Source organism: Anaeromyxobacter dehalogenans 2CP-C, assembly GCF_000013385.1.
Classification (GTDB): domain Bacteria; phylum Myxococcota; class Myxococcia; order Myxococcales; family Anaeromyxobacteraceae; genus Anaeromyxobacter; species Anaeromyxobacter dehalogenans_B.
Genome location: NC_007760.1, coordinates 74,765 through 89,823, shown reverse-complemented (window position 1 = coordinate 89,823; position 15,059 = coordinate 74,765). Strand labels below are relative to the sequence as shown.

The window sequence follows — 15,059 nt, the reverse complement described above, 5'->3', positions numbered from 1 at the left end:
AAGGAAGTGACATGGCCGACCCGTTCGAGAACAAGCTCGTCGACAAGCGCGTGGTGCAGCGTTACCTGCGCAAGGGCAAGGTGGACGAGAAGGAGTACGAGAAGCTCCAGAAGGCGCTCCCCGACCTCGCCGACCAGGCGATGCCCATCGAGGCGTCGATGAGCGGCGTCGAGGAGCCGGACGATCTCGACGACGACGAGCCCGAGGAGGACGTCGGAGGTGGTGAGGTCCCGCCGCAGCAGCAGCCGTAGCGCCGTCCGCGGCGCCGGGCGCGCCCTCGCGCTCGCCGCCGCGCTCGCCGCCGGAGTCGCGGCGCCCGCCGCGGCCCGGCCCCCCGCCGCGCTCCCCCGCGCCGACGAGCGCGCGTCCGCGAACCGCCGCACCCCGGTGGTGATCGCGGTGGAGAAGGTGCGCGGCGCGGTGGTGAACGTCTCCGCCGAGGAGCTGGTCCGCATCCGCGTCCCGTCGCAGCCGCGCGGCGGCACGATGGGCGACCTGCTGTTCGGCGACCTGTTCGAGCGGCCGCGCTACCGCAAGGGCTACGCGACCACCTCGCTCGGCTCGGGCGTGATCGTCTCGCCCGACGGCTACGTGCTCACGAACAACCACGTGGTGGAGCGCGGCGCCCGCTTCCGGGTGGGCCTGCTCGACGGCCGCGAGCTCATGGCGAAGGTGGTGGGCACCGATCCGTCGTCCGACCTCGCGGTGCTGAAGCTCGACACCCGCGAGAAGCTCCCCTACGTCACCACCGGCCGCTCCGACGACCTGCTCATCGGCGAGACGGTCATCGCCATCGGCAACCCGTTCGGCCTCGCGCACACCGTCACCACCGGCGTGGTCTCGGCGGTGCACCGCAACTTCAAGGCGGGCGAGCGGACGATGTTCGACTTCATCCAGACCGACGCGTCCATCAACCCCGGCAACTCCGGCGGGCCGCTGCTCGACATCGACGGGCGGCTGGTGGGCGTGAACACCGCCATCCTGGGCGACCGCAGCGCCGGCATCGGCTTCGCCATCCCCATCGACCGGGCCCGCCGCATCGCCGAGGACCTCATCGCGCACGGCGAGGTGCGCGAGGGCTACCTCGGCATCTCGGTGGACGACCTGCCGCGCAAGGATGGCTCGGTGGACGGCGGCTCCGGCGGCGTGCGCGTCACCGGGGTGGACCCGGGGTCGCCCGGCGAGCGCGCCGGCGTGCGGAGCGGCGATCGGGTCGAGGCGGTGGACGGGACGCCGCCGGGCAGCGCCGCGGAGCTCCTGTTCCGGCTGCGCGACCTCCCCATCGGCCGCGCCGCGCGGCTCGACCTCTCGCGCCGCGGCGCGCGCGTGCAGGCCACCGTCACGGCCGTCGAGCTGACCCCGCAGCGCGCCGCCGAGCTCGTGCAGCAGCGCGTGGGCCTGCGCGTCTCCGAGGAGCGCGTCTCCGGCGGCACGCTGGTGGTGGTGCGCAGCGTGGCCGGCCGCTCGCCCGCCGCCCAGGCCGGGCTGCAGCCGGGCGACCTCGTCCGCGAGGTGAACTCCGCCGAGGTCTCGTCGGTGGCCGGCTTCCAGCGGGCCGCCGCCCGGGCCCGCCGCGGCGGCCGGCTCGTGCTGCTCGTCCAGCGCGGCTACGCCGCCGAGCGCATCGCCTTCGACTTCGACTAGATCGCCGGGAGGACCGACCATGGCCGACGAGAAGCAGCCCGCGCCCATCGACTTCTACACGTTCGTGCTGTCGCTCGGCTCCTCCGCGTTCGTGCACCTCGGCGACGCGCCGCACCCGGAGACCGGCGAGATCGCGCAGGCCAACCTGCTGCTCGCGAAGCAGACCATCGACATCCTGTCGATGCTCGCCGAGAAGACGAAGGGCAACCTCACCGACGAGGAGGCCCGGTTCCTCGAGAACCTCCTCACCGACCTGCGGCTGCGCTACGTGGGCAAGTCGAGCGGGCGGTAGCGTCCCTCCCTCGACTCCGCGCGGCCTGGCGGCCGCGCTACGCTCGGGATGAGCGATCTAACTCGCTCACCCTGAGCGTAGGCCGTGCCGCAGGCACGGCCGGAGTCGAAGGGTCACCCTGAGCGTCCCTCGACTTCGCGCGGCCCCACGGGCCGCGCTACGCTCGGGATGAGCGAGCGAGCCGACGGCTCGCCGGAGTCGAAGGGCTACAGCCCCGCCTGCAGCATCGCCTCGGTGAGCCGGCGGATCAGCTCGCGGCGCAGCACGCGGCGGGTGCGCGAGAGCGCGTCGGGATCGCGGCGCGCGCGGAGCGAGACCTGGCGGCGCGCCACCTCCACCACCCAGGCGATGCGGCGCGGGTCGAGGCGCGGCGTGCGGGAGCCCGCGGCGAGGAAGAACCCGAGGCCGCGCTCCTCGAGCACGGCGTGCAGCGCGCGGCGCGCGCGAGAGACGAGCGTGAGGTCGACGACGTTCGGCACGTCAGCGATCTAGGATCGATCTCGCGATCGATCCAATTTTCGCTCCAGGCGCTCAAAACTGGATCTTCGCCGCGAGGACGGATCCGAGCGCGCGCGCCCGCCGCGCGATATCGGGCTCCCACGGCAGCAGCGCGAGCGGTTCACGGTGGGTCAATCGCGCGATCTCGGCCGCGTTGAGCGGCACCGACGGGTCGTCCTCCGGCCCGGTGCGGTTGAGCACGATCCCGGCGATCGGGAGGCCGCGCCGCTCCAGCGCCTCGACGGTGAGCGCGGTGTGGTTCACCGTCCCGAGCCCGGCGCGCGCCACCACCAGCACCGGCAGGCCGAGCGCCGCGGCCAGGTCTGCGTGGGTCTCGCGCGCGGTGAGCGGCACGAGCAGCCCGCCCGCCCCCTCCACCACCACCGCCGCGTGGCGCGCCGCGAGCGCGCGCGCCGCCTCCACCACCCGCGCCAGCGAGACCTCGCGCCCCTCCGCTCGCGCCGCGGCCGCCGGCGCGAGCGGGGCCGCGAACGTGTACGGGCAGATCGCCTCGAGCGGCTCGACCCCGCCGGACGCCTCCCGGAGCCGCTCCGCGTCGGACGGCTCGCCCGCCACGTGGCCGGACTGCGCCGGCTTCATGCCCACCGCGTCCAGGCCGGCCGCGCGCGCCGCGCGGACCAGCGCGCAGGCCACCTCGGTCTTGCCCACCCCGGTGTCGGTGCCGGTGACGAACAGGCCGCGCACTACAGCCTCGCGGTGGCCGCCTCGATGGCGGCGAGCGTGATCCCGGCCAGCCGCGTGAGCTCGGCCTCGGTCATGGCGAGCGGCGGCATGAGCACCACCACGTTCCCGAGCGGCCGCAGGATGGCGCCGAGCTTGCGGGCCTCCCGGGTCACCCGGTCGCCGGCCCGCAGCTCGTAGGCGTACTCCTCCCTGGTGGCCCGGTCGCGCACCAGCTCGATGCCGACCATGAGCCCGCGCTGCCGCACCTCGCCCACGTGCGCGAGCCGCGCCGCCGGCGCGAGCGCGCGGGCCAGCGCCGCCGCCTTCCCCGGCACCGCGGCGCCCACCCCGCGCTCGCGGAACAGCGTCATGGAGGCGGTCGCGGCGGCGCAGGCGAGCGGGTTCCCGGCGTAGGTGTGGCCGTGGAAGAACGTCCGCTTCTCGGCGTGCTCGCCCAGGAAGGACTCGAACACCTGCTCGGTCGTCACGGTGGCGGCGAGCGGCAGGTACCCGCCGGTGAGCCCCTTCGCCATGGTGAGGATGTCCGGGCGCACGCCCTCCTGCTCCACCGCGAACGTGGTCCCGGTGCGCCCCCAGCCGGTGGCGACCTCGTCGCACACCAGCAGCGCGCCGTGCCGGTCGCACACCTCGCGCATGCGGCGCAGGTACCCCGGCGGCTGCGTGATCATCCCGTCGGCGCCCTGCACGAGCGGCTCGATGACGAGCGCGGCGACCCGGCCCTCGCGCGCCTCGACGATGCGCTCCACCTCGTCGGCGCAGGCCATCCCGCACCCCGGCAGCGCCTTCCCGAGCGGGCAGCGGTAGCAGTACGGCTGCGGCGCGTGGTGCACCTCGAACAGCAGCGGCTTGAAGATCCGGTGGAACAGGTCGATGCCGCCCACCGAGACCGAGCCGATGGTGTCGCCGTGGTAGCCGCCGTGCAGCGCCACGAACTCGGTGCGGCGCTCGTCGCCGCGGAGCTGGTGGTGCTGGAACGCCATCTTGATGGCGATCTCGACCGCGGTGGCGCCGGCGTCGGAGAAGAAGACGCGCGTCAGGCCGGGCGGCAGGTGCCGGACCAGCTCCTCGGCGCACTCGATGGACGCGGTGGAGGCGAGGCCGAGCAGGGTGGAGTGCGCGACGCGGTCGAGCTGCGCCCGCACCGCGGCGTCGAGCTCCGGGACCCGGTGGCCGTGCACGTTGCACCAGAGCGACGACACGCCGTCGAGGTAGCGGTTGCCGAGCGTGTCCACGAGGTAGACGCCCTCGGCCGCGTCCACGATGAGCGGCTCCTCGCGGAGCCAGTCCTTCATCTGCGTGAACGGGTGCCAGAGGTGCCGGTGGTCCGCCTCCCACAGCCGGCGGTGCCGCTCCTGGCGTTCGCGGTCTTCCATGGGCCGCGACCCTAGCGCACCGGCCCGGCGGCGTCACGGCCGCCCGGCCGCGGCCGGCGCGGGAGGCCGGCGGCCCTGCAGCCGCGCGCCGAGCGCCCGCTCCACCGGCCCCCACAGCGCCTCGGCCCAGGCGTCGTAGCCGGCCGCCGACGGGTGGAAGCCGTCGCCGGCGAACACCGCCGCGGGGCCGAGCCGCTTCACGGTCCGTCGCGTCTCGCCGAACGCGTCCGCCACCAGGAACCCGTGCCGCTCCGCCACCCGCGCGATGGCGGCGTTGTACTGGTCGAGCCGGCGCAGGAGCGCCGCGGGCGCGCCCTCGGCCGACGGCGAGTCGCCCAGGTCGGGCAGGCTGGAGATCACCACCACGGCGCGCGTGTGCCGGAGGAAGTCCGCCACCACCTCGAGGTCGCGCGCGAAGTCGCGGAGCGGCCGCCCCTGCACGAGGTCGTTGATCCCGATGCCGACCGTGACGAGGCCGGGGCCCGCCTCGAGGGCGCGCGGGAGCTGATCGCGGCGCAGGTCGGCGGCGGTCGCGCCCGGGACGCCCAGGTTCACGAGCTTCACCGCGAGCCCCGCCCCCTCGAGCCGGCGGGCCAGGCGCGGCGGGTAGCCGCCGCCCGGGCCGCCGCCCTGCCCGGCGGCGGTGGAGTCGCCGAGCGCGACGTAGACGAGCGGGGCCGGCGCGGCACGGGGGGCGGCGCCGGCGGCGAGGAACACGGCGAGCGCGACCGCCGGGCGCACGAGGCGCCCGGCGCGGAGGGGGGGCGGCGGGGTCACGCGGTGAAGGTAGCCACCGCGGGCCGGCGCGGGAGCGGGGGAGCGCCCGGCCGCCCGCCCGGGTTCGCCCGGCGACGGCGCGCTACTTCTTGGGCTGCGCCGGCTTCGCGGGCGCGGCCTTGGCCGGCGCGGCGCCGTGCGGGTTCGAGGGCGCCTTCGCGCCGCCCGCGGGCGGCTTCACGTCCTTCGCGAGCTTCTGCATGACCTGCGGCAGCTTCGGCTCGATCCGCTGCTGCGTCTCCACCGCCACCTTCTCCTGCACCTCGGGCATGGCCTTCAGCGTCTTCTGCCCGAGCGGCGACTTGTAGAACGCGAGCAGGTCCTTCATCTCGGCCTCGCCGTACGCGGCCGAGAGCTGGCGGGCGTGGATGTTCACCAGCTCCTCGTACGGGAGCAGCGCCTCGATCTCGGTGCGCGCCTTCGCCTGGAAGTCCTTCGGCATGCTCAGCTCGGAGCCGGGGTGGCCGCGGAACTGGCCGACGACGGACTGCGTGAGCCCGTCCATCCCGCGCTTCCACGTCTCCTGCGTGGCGAGCGTGCGCGCCAGGTCCATCGCGGTGGGCGACGGCTTCGCGGCGGGGGCGGGCGTGGCGGCGGGCTTGGCCGGGGCCGGCGCGGGATCCGCGGCGCGGGCGGCCTGGGCGATCCCGAGGGACAGGAGGGCGGCGGCGAGGATGGGGCGGGTCTGGGGCATGCGGGACCCTACCACATCCGGGACGCCGCGTGAGAGCGCCGCCGGCGTGGCCGCCTCCCCCTAGCGCGGGCCGCGGCCGGGACCGGGGCCGCCCCGCGCGCCGGGCCGGGACCTCCCGCCGCCGCGCCGCGCCGGGCGCATCCCCGGGCCGAGCCGCTCGCCCGGCTTCAGCCGGCCGATCTTCCGGAGCGCCTTCTCGACGAGCGGCCGGTTGGCCGGATCGCCCCAGCGGAGGAGCGCCTTCTGCATGCGCTTCTCCTCCATGTCCCGGGTCACGTGCACCGGCTTGCCGGTCATCGGGTGGTAGCCCGACCAGAAGATGTCCGAGGCGAGCGTCATGGGCGTGGGCATGAAGTCCTGCACCTGCTGCGGCTTCCAGCGGTTCGCCTGCAGGTACTCCATGAGATCCGCCGCCTCCTCCAGCGACGCGCCCGGGTGCGAGGAGATGAAGTACGGGACGAGGTACTGCTCCTTGCCGGCCTTCCTCGTGTAGCGCTCGAAGTCCTTGCGGAAGCGCTCGAACGACTCGACGCCGGGCTTCTTCATCACCTTCAGCACCGGCTCGCAGACGTGCTCGGGCGCGACCTTGAGCTGGCCGGACACGTGGTTCGCGACGAGCGCCTCGAGGTAGCGCGCGCCGTTCTTCTCGTCGGCCTGGGCGAGGTCGTAGCGGACGCCGGAGCCGACGAACACGTGCTTCACGCCGGGCACCTTCCGCGCCTTCTCGTACAGGTCCACGAGCGGGCCGTGGTCCACCGAGAAGAACTGGCAGACGCTCGGGTACACGCAGCTCGCGCGGCGGCAGGCGGCGTGCGCCTCCTCGCTGGTGCACTCCATCCGCCACATGTTGGCGGTGGCGCCGCCCACGTCGGTGACGGTGCCGCGGAAGCTCTCCTTGCTCGCGAGCGTCGCGATCTCGCGCAGCACGCTCGCCTCGGAGCGGCTGGCGATGTCGCGCCCCTGGTGCTCGGTGATGCAGCAGAACGCGCAGCCGGCCGCGCACCCGCGCAGGATCTGGACCGACCAGCGGATCTGCTCGAGCGCCGGGATGTGCGCGCCGCCGTACGCCGGGTGGGCCTCGCGGACGTAGGGCAGCTCGGCGATCCGGTCCAGCTCCTCGGTGGAGGGCGGCCGCATGGGCGGGTTCACCACCACGTGGCGCAGCGCCGGCCCGCGGCCGTGGCGCTGCACCAGGATGCGCGCGTTCGCCTCGTTGTGCTCGAGGTGGTAGAGCCGGCTGAACTCGGCGAAGCGGCGCTTGTCGAGGACGATCTCCTCGTAGGGGGGCAGCTCCAGCACCTCGCGGTCGCGCCCCTCCAGCATCGCCATGGCGAGGTCGGGCACGGCGAGCGCGGTGCCGGGCACGTCGGTGAGGCCGCAGATGTCCTCGCCCGAGGCGAGGCGGCGGGCGATCTCGAGGATGGGCTTCTCGCCCTGGCCGTAGACGAGCAGGTCGGCGCCGGACGGGACCAGCACCGAGGGCAGGATCCGGTCGTCCCAGTAGTCGTAGTGGGCGATGCGGCGGAGCGACGCCTCGATGCCGCCGAGCACGATGGGCGTGGTGGGCCCGAACGCCTCGCGCGCCAGGCGGGCGTACACGGTGGTGGCGCGATCCGGCCGCCTGCCGGCGGCGCCGGCGGGCGTGTACGCGTCGTCGGAGCGCCGCCGCTTGTGGGCGGTGTAGTGGTTCACCATCGAGTCCATCGCACCCGAGGTGATCCCCACGAACAGCCGCGGACGGCCCAGCCGCAGGAGCTCGGCGGTCGAGCGCCAGTCCGGCTGCGCCACGACGCCCACCTTGTAGCCGGCCGCCTCCAGGACGCGCCCGATCACCGCCGCGCCGAAGCTCGGGTGATCGACGTAGGCGTCGCCGCTCACCAGGAGCACGTCCAGCCCGTCCCAGCCGCGCGCCCGCAGGTGCTCCGGGGACATGGGCAGGAACGCCTCCGGGCCGGGCGGCGCGGAGCGGCGGGCGCGGTCGCCCTGGAGCACGGGAAGTCGGGCCATCGGCGCACATAGATGGCCGCCGGGCCTCGGGAAAGCAAGCCGCCCTCGCCTTTGAGCGGACGGGGAGCGGAGGTATCATCCGGCCCTCCGGAGCGCCGGCCCCACGCCCACCGGCGGTACACCGCACATGCCCGATCCGCGCAGCGCACTGAAGGAGTTCCGCCAGCTCGACCGGAAGCGCCTCTCCGAGGGGCTGACCGCCGAGGAGGAGCGGCGGCACGCCGAGCTGCGCGACCTGGTCGAGCCCGAGCTGCAGGCCGGGCCGGGTTCGGGCTTCGACGTCGGCGCCGCGGCCGAGCGGCTTCGGGCGTCGCTCGAGCCGGCCGGGCTCCGCCGCGCGCCCGCCGAGGCGCCGCCGGAGCCGCCCGCCGCCGAGGCCGGGCCGGAGCCGCTCTTCGAGGACGTCGCCCCCGACGCCGGGCTGGCGGACGCGTTCGAGGGCCAGCCGTTCGAGGCGCTGGAGGTGGACGCGCCGGAGGCGCCGGCGTGGGATGCCGCCGAGCAGCCCGCCGCGCCTGCGGCGGCGGAGGGCTGGGATCCGAACGCCCAGCCGTACGATCCCAACGCCGCGCAGGCCTGGGATCCCAACGCGCAGCCGTACGACCCGAACGCCCCGCAGGCCTGGGATCCGAACGCGCAGCCATACGATCCCAACGCCGCGCAGGCCTGGGATCCGAACGCGCAGCCGTACGATCCGAACGCCGCGCAGGCCTGGGATCCGAACGCGCAGCCGTACGACCCCAACGCCCCGCAGGCCTGGGATCCGAACGCGCAGCCGTACGACCCCAACGCCCCGCAGGCCTGGGATCCGAACGCGCAGCCGTACGACCCCAACGCCGCGCAGGCCTGGGATCCCAACGCGCAGCCGTACGACCCGAACGCCCCGCAGGCCTGGGATCCGAACGCGCAGCCGTACGACCCCAGCGCCGCGCAGGCCTGGGACCCCAACGCGCAGCCCTACGACCCCAGCGCCGCGCAGGCCTGGGATCCGAACGCGCAGCCGTACGACCCCAACGCCCCGCAGGCCTGGGATCCGAACGCGCCGGCCTACGACGCGGACGCCGCGCAGCCGGCGTGGAACCCGGACGCCACCGCCACGTTCGGCGCCCCCGAGCCGCCGCCGCCCGTCGAGTCGCCGCGGTCGGACGCCGCTCCCGCGGACGAGGCGTGGACCACGCCGGCCGACGAGCCGGAGACCGTGGACCTCGCCACCGAGGCGATGATCGAGGAGCTGGAGCCGCTCTCGGCGGACGCGATGGCGCTCGAGGGGGATCCCTCCGCCGAGCTCCCCGCGCCGCTCGCCGGCGGCGACGCCGCCGCGCTGCCGCCCGACGGCTGGGAGGTGACCGCGCCGCCGCCGCCCGCGCCCGAGGGTGCCGTCCTGGGCGAGTACGACGAGGCCGGCGCCGCCCCGGTGGCGCTCTCGCCGGAGGGCCTCGGCGCCGAGCCGGCGCCGGAGCCGCTCCCGCCCGGCGCCCCGCCGGAGCTCGGCGAGTACGACGACACGAGCGGCTTCGCCGCGCCGCCGGAGGAGGGCGCGCTCGAGCTCGCGACCGCCGGCGCGGAGCCGGCGGCAGAGGCCGGCTGGGCGGAGGAGGTGGCGCTCGACCAGGGGTTCGAGCTCGAGTCGGGCGGCTCGTTCGACGCCGCCGCCGAGGCCACCGTGCCCGAGTGGGCGAGGGAGGCCGAGTTGCCGCCCTGGGACGCGCCGCCCGCGGACGCGGGCGATGCCGGGGGCCTGGACCTCGCCGGCGAGCTGCCGGTGGAGCCCGCGCCCGAGCCGCTCGCGGTCCCCGAGGAGATGGGCGCGGCGGGCGAGGACGGCGAGCCGCTCGCGCTCGAGCCGACGCTCGACCTCGGCGCGCCGGTCGATCCCACGCTCGAGCTGGCCGAGCTGGCGGAGCCGGCGGCCGGCGCCGGGATCGCGGCCGGCGAGGATCCCTTCGCGCTCCGCGAGCCGGACCCGGAGCCGGCCGGCGGCCGCGACCTCTCCGCGCTCGACTTCGCCGCGGGCGAGCTGGGCGAGGACGCCGACGCGTGGGCCGCGGCGGAGGCGCCGACGGAGGCGCCCGCGCCATTCACGCTGGGTGACGTCGGCCCGCAGGCGGAGCCGCTCGCCGGGCCCGAGCCGGAGGCGGAGCTCCCGGCGTGGGACGCCGGCGCGGCGCCCGCGCTCGAGCTGGAGCCGTCCCGGTGGGGCGCGGGCATGGCCGACGTCGAGCGCGACGTCGCCGACGCGCCGATCGAGGCCGCCGACCCCTCGGCGCTCCTGGCCGAGGCCGCGGAGGCGCTGCCGCCGCTCGAGCTGGACGGGCCGGCCGCGCCGGCGCCCGACGCCGTGGCGGAGGCCGCGCCCGACGCCGCGGCGTCGCTCGCCGGCGCGCTGCTCGATGCCGGCGCCGAGCCGCCGCCCGCCATCGACGACCTGCTCGGCGCAGAGGTGTCCTCCCAGGACGCCAGCGTCGAGCCTGCCGAGCTCGCCGACCTCGCCGACCTCGCCGAGCTGGCCGCGGTGCCGCCGCCGGACGCGGACGACCTGCCCACGCTCGACGGCGAGGACATCCTCGAGGAGATCCCGGCGGACGAGCTGGTGCCGCTGCCGCCCGACGAGGTCGCCGGCGACGTCGAGCCCGGCGCGCCGCCGCTCGCGGAGGCGGCGGTCGCGGCGCCGGTGCCCGAGCCGGCCCCCGGGCCGGAGGACGCCGGCGTGCCGGCGCCGGCGCCTGCCGCGGCCGCATCGATCCCCGCCCCGGACCTCGAGCCGCTGCCGGTCGAGGAGGTCTCGTTCACGCCGCCGCCGGTGGTCGAGGCGGCGCCCCCGCCGCCCGGCGGGTGGGAGGTGCCCGGCGCGCACCGGGTGGTGATCCACACGCTCGAGGGGCTGGTGAGGCGCGGCGTGATCGAGGACGCGGCGCTGGACGCGCCCGCGCTGGACCTCGTCGCGCAGGGGCCGCTCCCCGAGCGGATCCCCACCGACAAGGTGAAGGCGATCTTCTTCATGCTGGCGCCGGGCGAGGCCGCGCCGGCGGCGGAGGGGAAGCGCGTGCGCGTCACGTTCCGCGACGGCCGGCAGGTGGCCGGGTTCAGCCCCGACTACCGCGAGGACGGGCCCGGCTTCTTCATGGTCCCGGCGGACACGCGCACCAGCACCGCGCGGATCTGGATCTACCGCTCGGCGGTGCGGCAGGTGGCGGTGAGCTGACGGCCGGGCGCGCCCGCGCCGCGGATCAGTTCATCCAGCGGGGCGGCTCGCCCTTGCCGTCCTTGCCGATCACCTTGAGGTGCTTGGACCGCCGGCGGAACTCGCGCTCCGCCCACCACTCGCGCGCCTGCAGCTTCCAGCGCCGCGTCGGCATGCGGCCGCCGCGCGACAGCGCGAAGCCCAGCGCGAGCGCCGCGAAGTGCGGCACGAACGCGCCCAGCCCCGGGAGCCCGCCGCCGGCCAGGCCGTACAGCACCGTCCCGAACACGACCAGCAGCGCCAGCGTCTTCCCGGTGAGCGGGAGCACGCCCCAGATGCTCACCTGGCGATCCGGGTAGAGCATCGCCCACATGAGCAGGAGCGCGTTCACCACCGGCCACAGGCCGAGGTGCGGCCGGTCGGCTGGGAACCAGAGCAGCGCCGCGATCACCGTGACCGCGGTCGCCCCGGCGGCGAGGCCGAGGAAGGTGCCGACCAGGCGCCGCTCGCTCCAGGTGAACGCGAGCTGCTGGCCGATGGAGTAGAGCATGAACCCGCCGAACAGCAGCGTGAGCGGGTCGCTCTGCACGAAGGCCCAGGAGACGAGCCGCCACACCTGCCCGCGCAGCACCAGGCCCGGCACCAGCGCGGCCCAGGCGTCGTCGCGCGTCACCCAGGAGCCGACGGTCGCGACCAGGATGAGGACGAGCAGCAGCCCCAGCCCGGAGGGGATGCGGCCGCCGAAGGTGAACGCGCTGCCGAGGTCGGGGCTCCGTCTGCTGCGCACGCGGTCCTAGCCCTTCTTCCTCTCCCGGTAGAAGAGGGTGATGGTGAGGCAGTGGAACTCCTTGTCCGAGCTCTGCCGGACCTCGTGGCTCACCACCTCGAGCTCGGGGTTGCCGGCGAGCCAGCGCGTGATCGTCTCGCCCATGGCGTCGCGATCGCGCGCCAGCGTCGTCGAGAAGACCTTCACGCCGGTGAAGCTCGTCATCGTCGCCCCTCCTCGCCGCGGACCCTCGGGGACCCTATCGTCCCCTCCGTGCGGGGGCAAGAATGAGGCACCGCTAGAGCGGCTCCAGGATGACCGCCACCCCCTGGCCGCCGCCGATGCAGGCCGAGCCGATGCCGGCCCGGGCGCCGCGGCGCCGCAGCTCGTAGAGCAGGTGCATGGTGATCCGGGCCCCGCTCGCGGCGAGCGGGTGGCCGAGCGCGATGGCGCCGCCGTCCACGTTGGTCCGGTCGCGCGGCAGCCCCAGCTCCTGCTCCACCGCCAGGTACTGCGGCGCGAACGCCTCGTTGACCTCGAACAGGTCGAGGTCGGAGAGCGTGGCGCCGGCGCGCGCGAGCGCGTTCCGGACCGCCGGCACCGGGCCGATGCCCATCACGGTGGGGTCCACGCCGGCGTGGCCCCAGTTCACCAGCCGTCCCAGCGGCCGGAGCCCGCGGCGCTCCGCGTAGGCGCGCGAGGCCACCACCAGCATCCCCGCGCCGTCGGCGATCCCGCTCGCCGCGCCGGCGTGGATGACGCCGTCGGCCTTGAACACCTTCGGGAGCTTCCGCAGCCCCTCCAGCGTGGTGCCGGGGCGCGGGTGCTCGTCCTTCTCGAACCGGACCGTCCCCTTGCGCGACGGGAGCTCCACCGGCGCCAGCTCCTCGCGGAAGCGCCCGGCCTCGTCCGCGGCGGCCCAGCGCCGCTGCGAGGCCACCGCGAGCTCGTCCACCGCGTCCTGCCCGATCCGGTGCGTCTCGGCCAGCTTCTCGGCGGTGAGCGCCATGGGCATGCCGGCGTAGGTGTCGGTGAGCGCCGACCAGAGCATGTCCTCGAGCTGCGGGGTCTTGCCGAACGCGTGGCCGAAGCGCGTGCCGCGCAGCACGAGCGGCGCCTGGCTCATCGACTCGGTGCCGCCGGCCAGCACCAGCTCCGCCTCGCCGGTGTGGACGAGCCGCGCCGCCTCGATGACCGCCTCGAAGCCGGAGCCGCACAGCCGGTTCACGGTGAGCGCGGGGACGCCCTCGGGCAGGCCGGCGCGGAGCCCCACGTGGCGCGCCAGGTAGATGGCGTCCGGCGAGGTCTGGGCCACGTTCCCGACCACCACGTGGCCGTAGTCCGCGGGCGGCGCCCCGGCCTGCGCCATCGCCGCCTTCGCGGCGTGGACCGCGAGGTCGGTCGCGCTGAGGTCCTTCAGGGCGCCGCCGAACGTCCCGAAGGGCGTCCGCTTCGCGGCGAGGAACACCACGTCCTGCTGGCCGGCCCGGTTCATCACGCCTCCTGGTGCGTCACCTCGAGATAAGCGCGCCCGCCAGGCCTTTCACGGCCACCACCAGGATGGCGAGCGCCAGCGCCACGTTCAGGGCCGGCACGAGCGCGCCCACCCGGTCGCCGGCGCGGCCGCGGAGCGCGGCGTACGCGCGCGGGGCGTGGCGGGCGAGCATGTACACCGCGAACAGCGCCGCGACCGACTGGAAGACGAGCATCCGCCGATGCTAGACGCAGGCGGCGGCCCTGAACAGCGCGCCGGGGCGCCGCGCCCGCCCGGGCCAGGGGCCGGGCGACGCTAGGCCGCGGGGGCGGCGTCGGGCGCGGGCTTCTTGCCGAGGATCCGGGCCAGCACGATGCCCACCTCGTAGAAGACGATCATCGGCACGGCCATCAGGGCGAGGTTGAGCGGGTCGCCGGTGGGCGTGATGATCGCGGCCGCGATCACGTTCACGATGATGGCGATGCGCCGGTACTTCGCGAGCGTGCGCCACTGCACCAGGCCGATCATCGACAGGAACGCGATGACCACCGGGACCTCGAACACCACCCCGAAGCCGAGCAGCATGGCGAGCACGAGCGAGAGCTGCTCCGAGAGGGAGAGCATCGGCGAGAGCGTGTCGCTCTCGGCGAACGCCAGCATGGCCGGGAACGCCTGCGGCATCACGAGCTCGAAGCAGAACACCGCGCCCAGGTAGAAGAGCAGCGTCCCCCAGAACAGGAACGGGAAGACGACCTTCTTCTCGCGCTTGTAGAGGCCGGGCGCGATGAACAGCCACAGCTGCCACAGCACCCAGGGGGCCGCGACGAAGACGCCGCCGTACATGGCCACCTTGATGTAGACCATCATCGGCTCGATCGCGCTCGTGTACACGAGCTGCTGGCGGCCGGCCGGGAGCGCGTCGCGCACCGGCTTCATCAGGTGATCCACGATCTGGGGCACGAACCCGCCGACGAGGCCCATCCCGATCGCGATGCCGAGCATCGCGCGCACCATGCGGACGCGCAGGTCGCGCAGGTGGTCGAGGAACGAGAGCTTCACCTCGCCCTCGGGCTCGGGGGACGGCGACGGCGGCGGCGGCGGCGGCAGCTGCGGGACGGTTTCGCTCATGCGGGCCTACGCGGCGGTGCCGCCGGTGCCGGGCGGCGGGGCGCCCTCGCCGGACGGCTCGGGCGACGGGGACGGGGCCGGCGCGGTGGCGACCGCGGCGGGCTGGGCGGCGGCAGCGGCGGGCTCGACCGCGGACGCGGCCGGCTCGGCGTCCACCAGCGCCGCCTCCAGCCCGGGGACGTTCTCGGCGGTGGCGGCGGGGGGCGGGCCGGCCGGACCGGGGACCGGGCGGTTCGGGACGGGCGGCACCAGCGAGGGGCGCGCAACCTTCCGGTCGTCCTTGTAGATCTCGGTCTCGATCTGGTCCTTCAGATCGTCCGTGGCCTGCTTGAACTGGCGCAGGCCCTTGCCGATGGTCTTCGCCGCCTCCGGGAGGCGATCCGGCCCGAGCAGGATGAGGGCGAGGACGGCGATGATCACGATCTCGCCGAAGGACAGACCGAACATAGGGCGGTTCCTATAACACGGCGGAAACCGGGACGCTTCCGCCGCCGGACGGATCCGGTTGCGGCGGCAGCAT

16 protein-coding genes are annotated in these 15,059 nt (G+C 75.4%); 4 read left to right on the top strand and 12 right to left on the bottom strand.

Annotation, left to right across the window (positions count from 1 at the left end):
- Nucleotides 1-11: 11 nt before the first annotated feature.
- The 3 genes from ADEH_RS00395 to ADEH_RS00385 are packed head-to-tail and all read left to right on the top strand — an operon-like array spanning nucleotide 12 to nucleotide 1,936.
- Entirely contained in the window at nucleotides 12-251 is a 240-nt protein-coding gene (locus tag ADEH_RS00395; RefSeq protein WP_011419135.1) for a hypothetical protein, read from the top strand.
- Nucleotides 223-1,644, top strand: a complete 1,422-nt coding sequence (locus ADEH_RS00390) for a trypsin-like peptidase domain-containing protein (RefSeq protein WP_232287394.1) — start codon at nucleotides 223-225, stop codon at nucleotides 1,642-1,644. Before ADEH_RS00395 ends, ADEH_RS00390 begins: the two co-directional genes overlap by 29 nt.
- Nucleotides 1,645-1,663: 19 nt before the next feature.
- The gene (locus tag ADEH_RS00385; protein WP_011419133.1) at nucleotides 1,664-1,936 is read left to right on the top strand and encodes a DUF1844 domain-containing protein; all 273 of its coding nucleotides are present in this window, start codon (nucleotides 1,664-1,666) and stop codon (nucleotides 1,934-1,936) included.
- A gap of 206 nt (nucleotides 1,937-2,142) precedes the next feature.
- Here ADEH_RS00385 and ADEH_RS00380 read toward each other — a convergent pair whose 3' ends face one another.
- The 6 genes from ADEH_RS00380 to ADEH_RS00355 form a co-directional block, all read right to left on the bottom strand.
- Nucleotides 2,143-2,415: a hypothetical protein gene (locus ADEH_RS00380; RefSeq protein ID WP_011419132.1), complete on the bottom strand. Its 273-nt coding sequence runs from the start codon at nucleotides 2,413-2,415 to the stop codon at nucleotides 2,143-2,145.
- Nucleotides 2,416-2,467: 52 nt separating this feature from the next.
- Entirely contained in the window at nucleotides 2,468-3,139 is a 672-nt protein-coding gene (gene bioD / locus ADEH_RS00375) for a dethiobiotin synthase (RefSeq protein ID WP_011419131.1), read from the bottom strand.
- Complete coding sequence (gene bioA / locus ADEH_RS00370; protein WP_011419130.1) at nucleotides 3,139-4,512, bottom strand: adenosylmethionine--8-amino-7-oxononanoate transaminase; 1,374 nt, start codon at nucleotides 4,510-4,512, stop codon at nucleotides 3,139-3,141. Before bioA ends, bioD begins: the two co-directional genes overlap by 1 nt.
- Before the next feature lie 33 nt (nucleotides 4,513-4,545).
- Nucleotides 4,546-5,289, bottom strand: coding sequence for an SGNH/GDSL hydrolase family protein (locus tag ADEH_RS00365; RefSeq protein ID WP_011419129.1), 744 nt, complete (start codon nucleotides 5,287-5,289; stop codon nucleotides 4,546-4,548).
- 82 nt (nucleotides 5,290-5,371) lie between these two features.
- The gene (locus ADEH_RS00360) at nucleotides 5,372-5,983 is read right to left on the bottom strand and encodes a DUF2059 domain-containing protein (RefSeq protein WP_011419128.1); all 612 of its coding nucleotides are present in this window, start codon (nucleotides 5,981-5,983) and stop codon (nucleotides 5,372-5,374) included.
- Nucleotides 5,984-6,043: 60 nt separating this feature from the next.
- On the bottom strand, nucleotides 6,044-7,990 hold the full coding sequence (locus ADEH_RS00355) for a YgiQ family radical SAM protein (RefSeq protein ID WP_011419127.1): 1,947 nt from the start codon (nucleotides 7,988-7,990) through the stop codon (nucleotides 6,044-6,046).
- 127 nt (nucleotides 7,991-8,117) lie between these two features.
- Between ADEH_RS00355 and ADEH_RS00350 the strand changes: the two genes are divergently transcribed.
- Nucleotides 8,118-11,192 (top strand): DUF6982 domain-containing protein, encoded by a 3,075-nt coding sequence (locus tag ADEH_RS00350; protein ID WP_011419126.1) that lies wholly within the window; start codon nucleotides 8,118-8,120, stop codon nucleotides 11,190-11,192.
- A gap of 25 nt (nucleotides 11,193-11,217) precedes the next feature.
- Here the strand turns inward: ADEH_RS00350 and ADEH_RS00345 are convergent, their stop codons facing one another.
- From ADEH_RS00345 to ADEH_RS00320, 6 genes are all read right to left on the bottom strand, one after another.
- On the bottom strand, nucleotides 11,218-11,958 hold the full coding sequence (locus ADEH_RS00345; protein WP_011419125.1) for a rhomboid family intramembrane serine protease: 741 nt from the start codon (nucleotides 11,956-11,958) through the stop codon (nucleotides 11,218-11,220).
- Between the two features lie 6 nt (nucleotides 11,959-11,964).
- Nucleotides 11,965-12,162, bottom strand: coding sequence for a hypothetical protein (locus ADEH_RS00340; protein WP_011419124.1), 198 nt, complete (start codon nucleotides 12,160-12,162; stop codon nucleotides 11,965-11,967).
- 73 nt (nucleotides 12,163-12,235) lie between these two features.
- The gene (locus ADEH_RS00335) at nucleotides 12,236-13,432 is read right to left on the bottom strand and encodes an acetyl-CoA C-acetyltransferase (RefSeq protein WP_011419123.1); all 1,197 of its coding nucleotides are present in this window, start codon (nucleotides 13,430-13,432) and stop codon (nucleotides 12,236-12,238) included.
- Nucleotides 13,433-13,448: 16 nt separating this feature from the next.
- On the bottom strand, nucleotides 13,449-13,646 hold the full coding sequence (locus tag ADEH_RS00330; RefSeq protein ID WP_012524148.1) for a hypothetical protein: 198 nt from the start codon (nucleotides 13,644-13,646) through the stop codon (nucleotides 13,449-13,451).
- Nucleotides 13,647-13,726: 80 nt separating this feature from the next.
- The gene (tatC, locus tag ADEH_RS00325) at nucleotides 13,727-14,539 is read right to left on the bottom strand and encodes a twin-arginine translocase subunit TatC (RefSeq protein WP_011419122.1); all 813 of its coding nucleotides are present in this window, start codon (nucleotides 14,537-14,539) and stop codon (nucleotides 13,727-13,729) included.
- Nucleotides 14,540-14,545: 6 nt separating this feature from the next.
- Entirely contained in the window at nucleotides 14,546-14,986 is a 441-nt protein-coding gene (locus ADEH_RS00320; protein WP_011419121.1) for a Sec-independent protein translocase subunit TatA/TatB, read from the bottom strand.
- Nucleotides 14,987-15,059 lie beyond the last annotated feature (73 nt).

What these genes read in the sequence shown, in the direction of transcription:
- ADEH_RS00395 (WP_011419135.1), top strand. Translation starts at nt 12, where the DNA reads ATGGCCGACCCGTTCGAGAACAAGCTCGTCGACAAGCGCGTGGTGCAG.
- ADEH_RS00385 (WP_011419133.1), top strand. Translation starts at nt 1,664, where the DNA reads ATGGCCGACGAGAAGCAGCCCGCGCCCATCGACTTCTACACGTTCGTG.
- bioA (WP_011419130.1), bottom strand. Translation starts at nt 4,512, where the DNA reads ATGGAAGACCGCGAACGCCAGGAGCGGCACCGCCGGCTGTGGGAGGCG.
- ADEH_RS00360 (WP_011419128.1), bottom strand. Translation starts at nt 5,983, where the DNA reads ATGCCCCAGACCCGCCCCATCCTCGCCGCCGCCCTCCTGTCCCTCGGG.
- ADEH_RS00355 (WP_011419127.1), bottom strand. Translation starts at nt 7,990, where the DNA reads ATGGCCCGACTTCCCGTGCTCCAGGGCGACCGCGCCCGCCGCTCCGCG.
- ADEH_RS00350 (WP_011419126.1), top strand. Translation starts at nt 8,118, where the DNA reads ATGCCCGATCCGCGCAGCGCACTGAAGGAGTTCCGCCAGCTCGACCGG.
- ADEH_RS00340 (WP_011419124.1), bottom strand. Translation starts at nt 12,162, where the DNA reads ATGACGAGCTTCACCGGCGTGAAGGTCTTCTCGACGACGCTGGCGCGC.
- ADEH_RS00335 (WP_011419123.1), bottom strand. Translation starts at nt 13,432, where the DNA reads ATGAACCGGGCCGGCCAGCAGGACGTGGTGTTCCTCGCCGCGAAGCGG.
- ADEH_RS00330 (WP_012524148.1), bottom strand. Translation starts at nt 13,646, where the DNA reads ATGCTCGTCTTCCAGTCGGTCGCGGCGCTGTTCGCGGTGTACATGCTC.
- tatC (WP_011419122.1), bottom strand. Translation starts at nt 14,539, where the DNA reads ATGAGCGAAACCGTCCCGCAGCTGCCGCCGCCGCCGCCGCCGTCGCCG.
- ADEH_RS00320 (WP_011419121.1), bottom strand. Translation starts at nt 14,986, where the DNA reads ATGTTCGGTCTGTCCTTCGGCGAGATCGTGATCATCGCCGTCCTCGCC.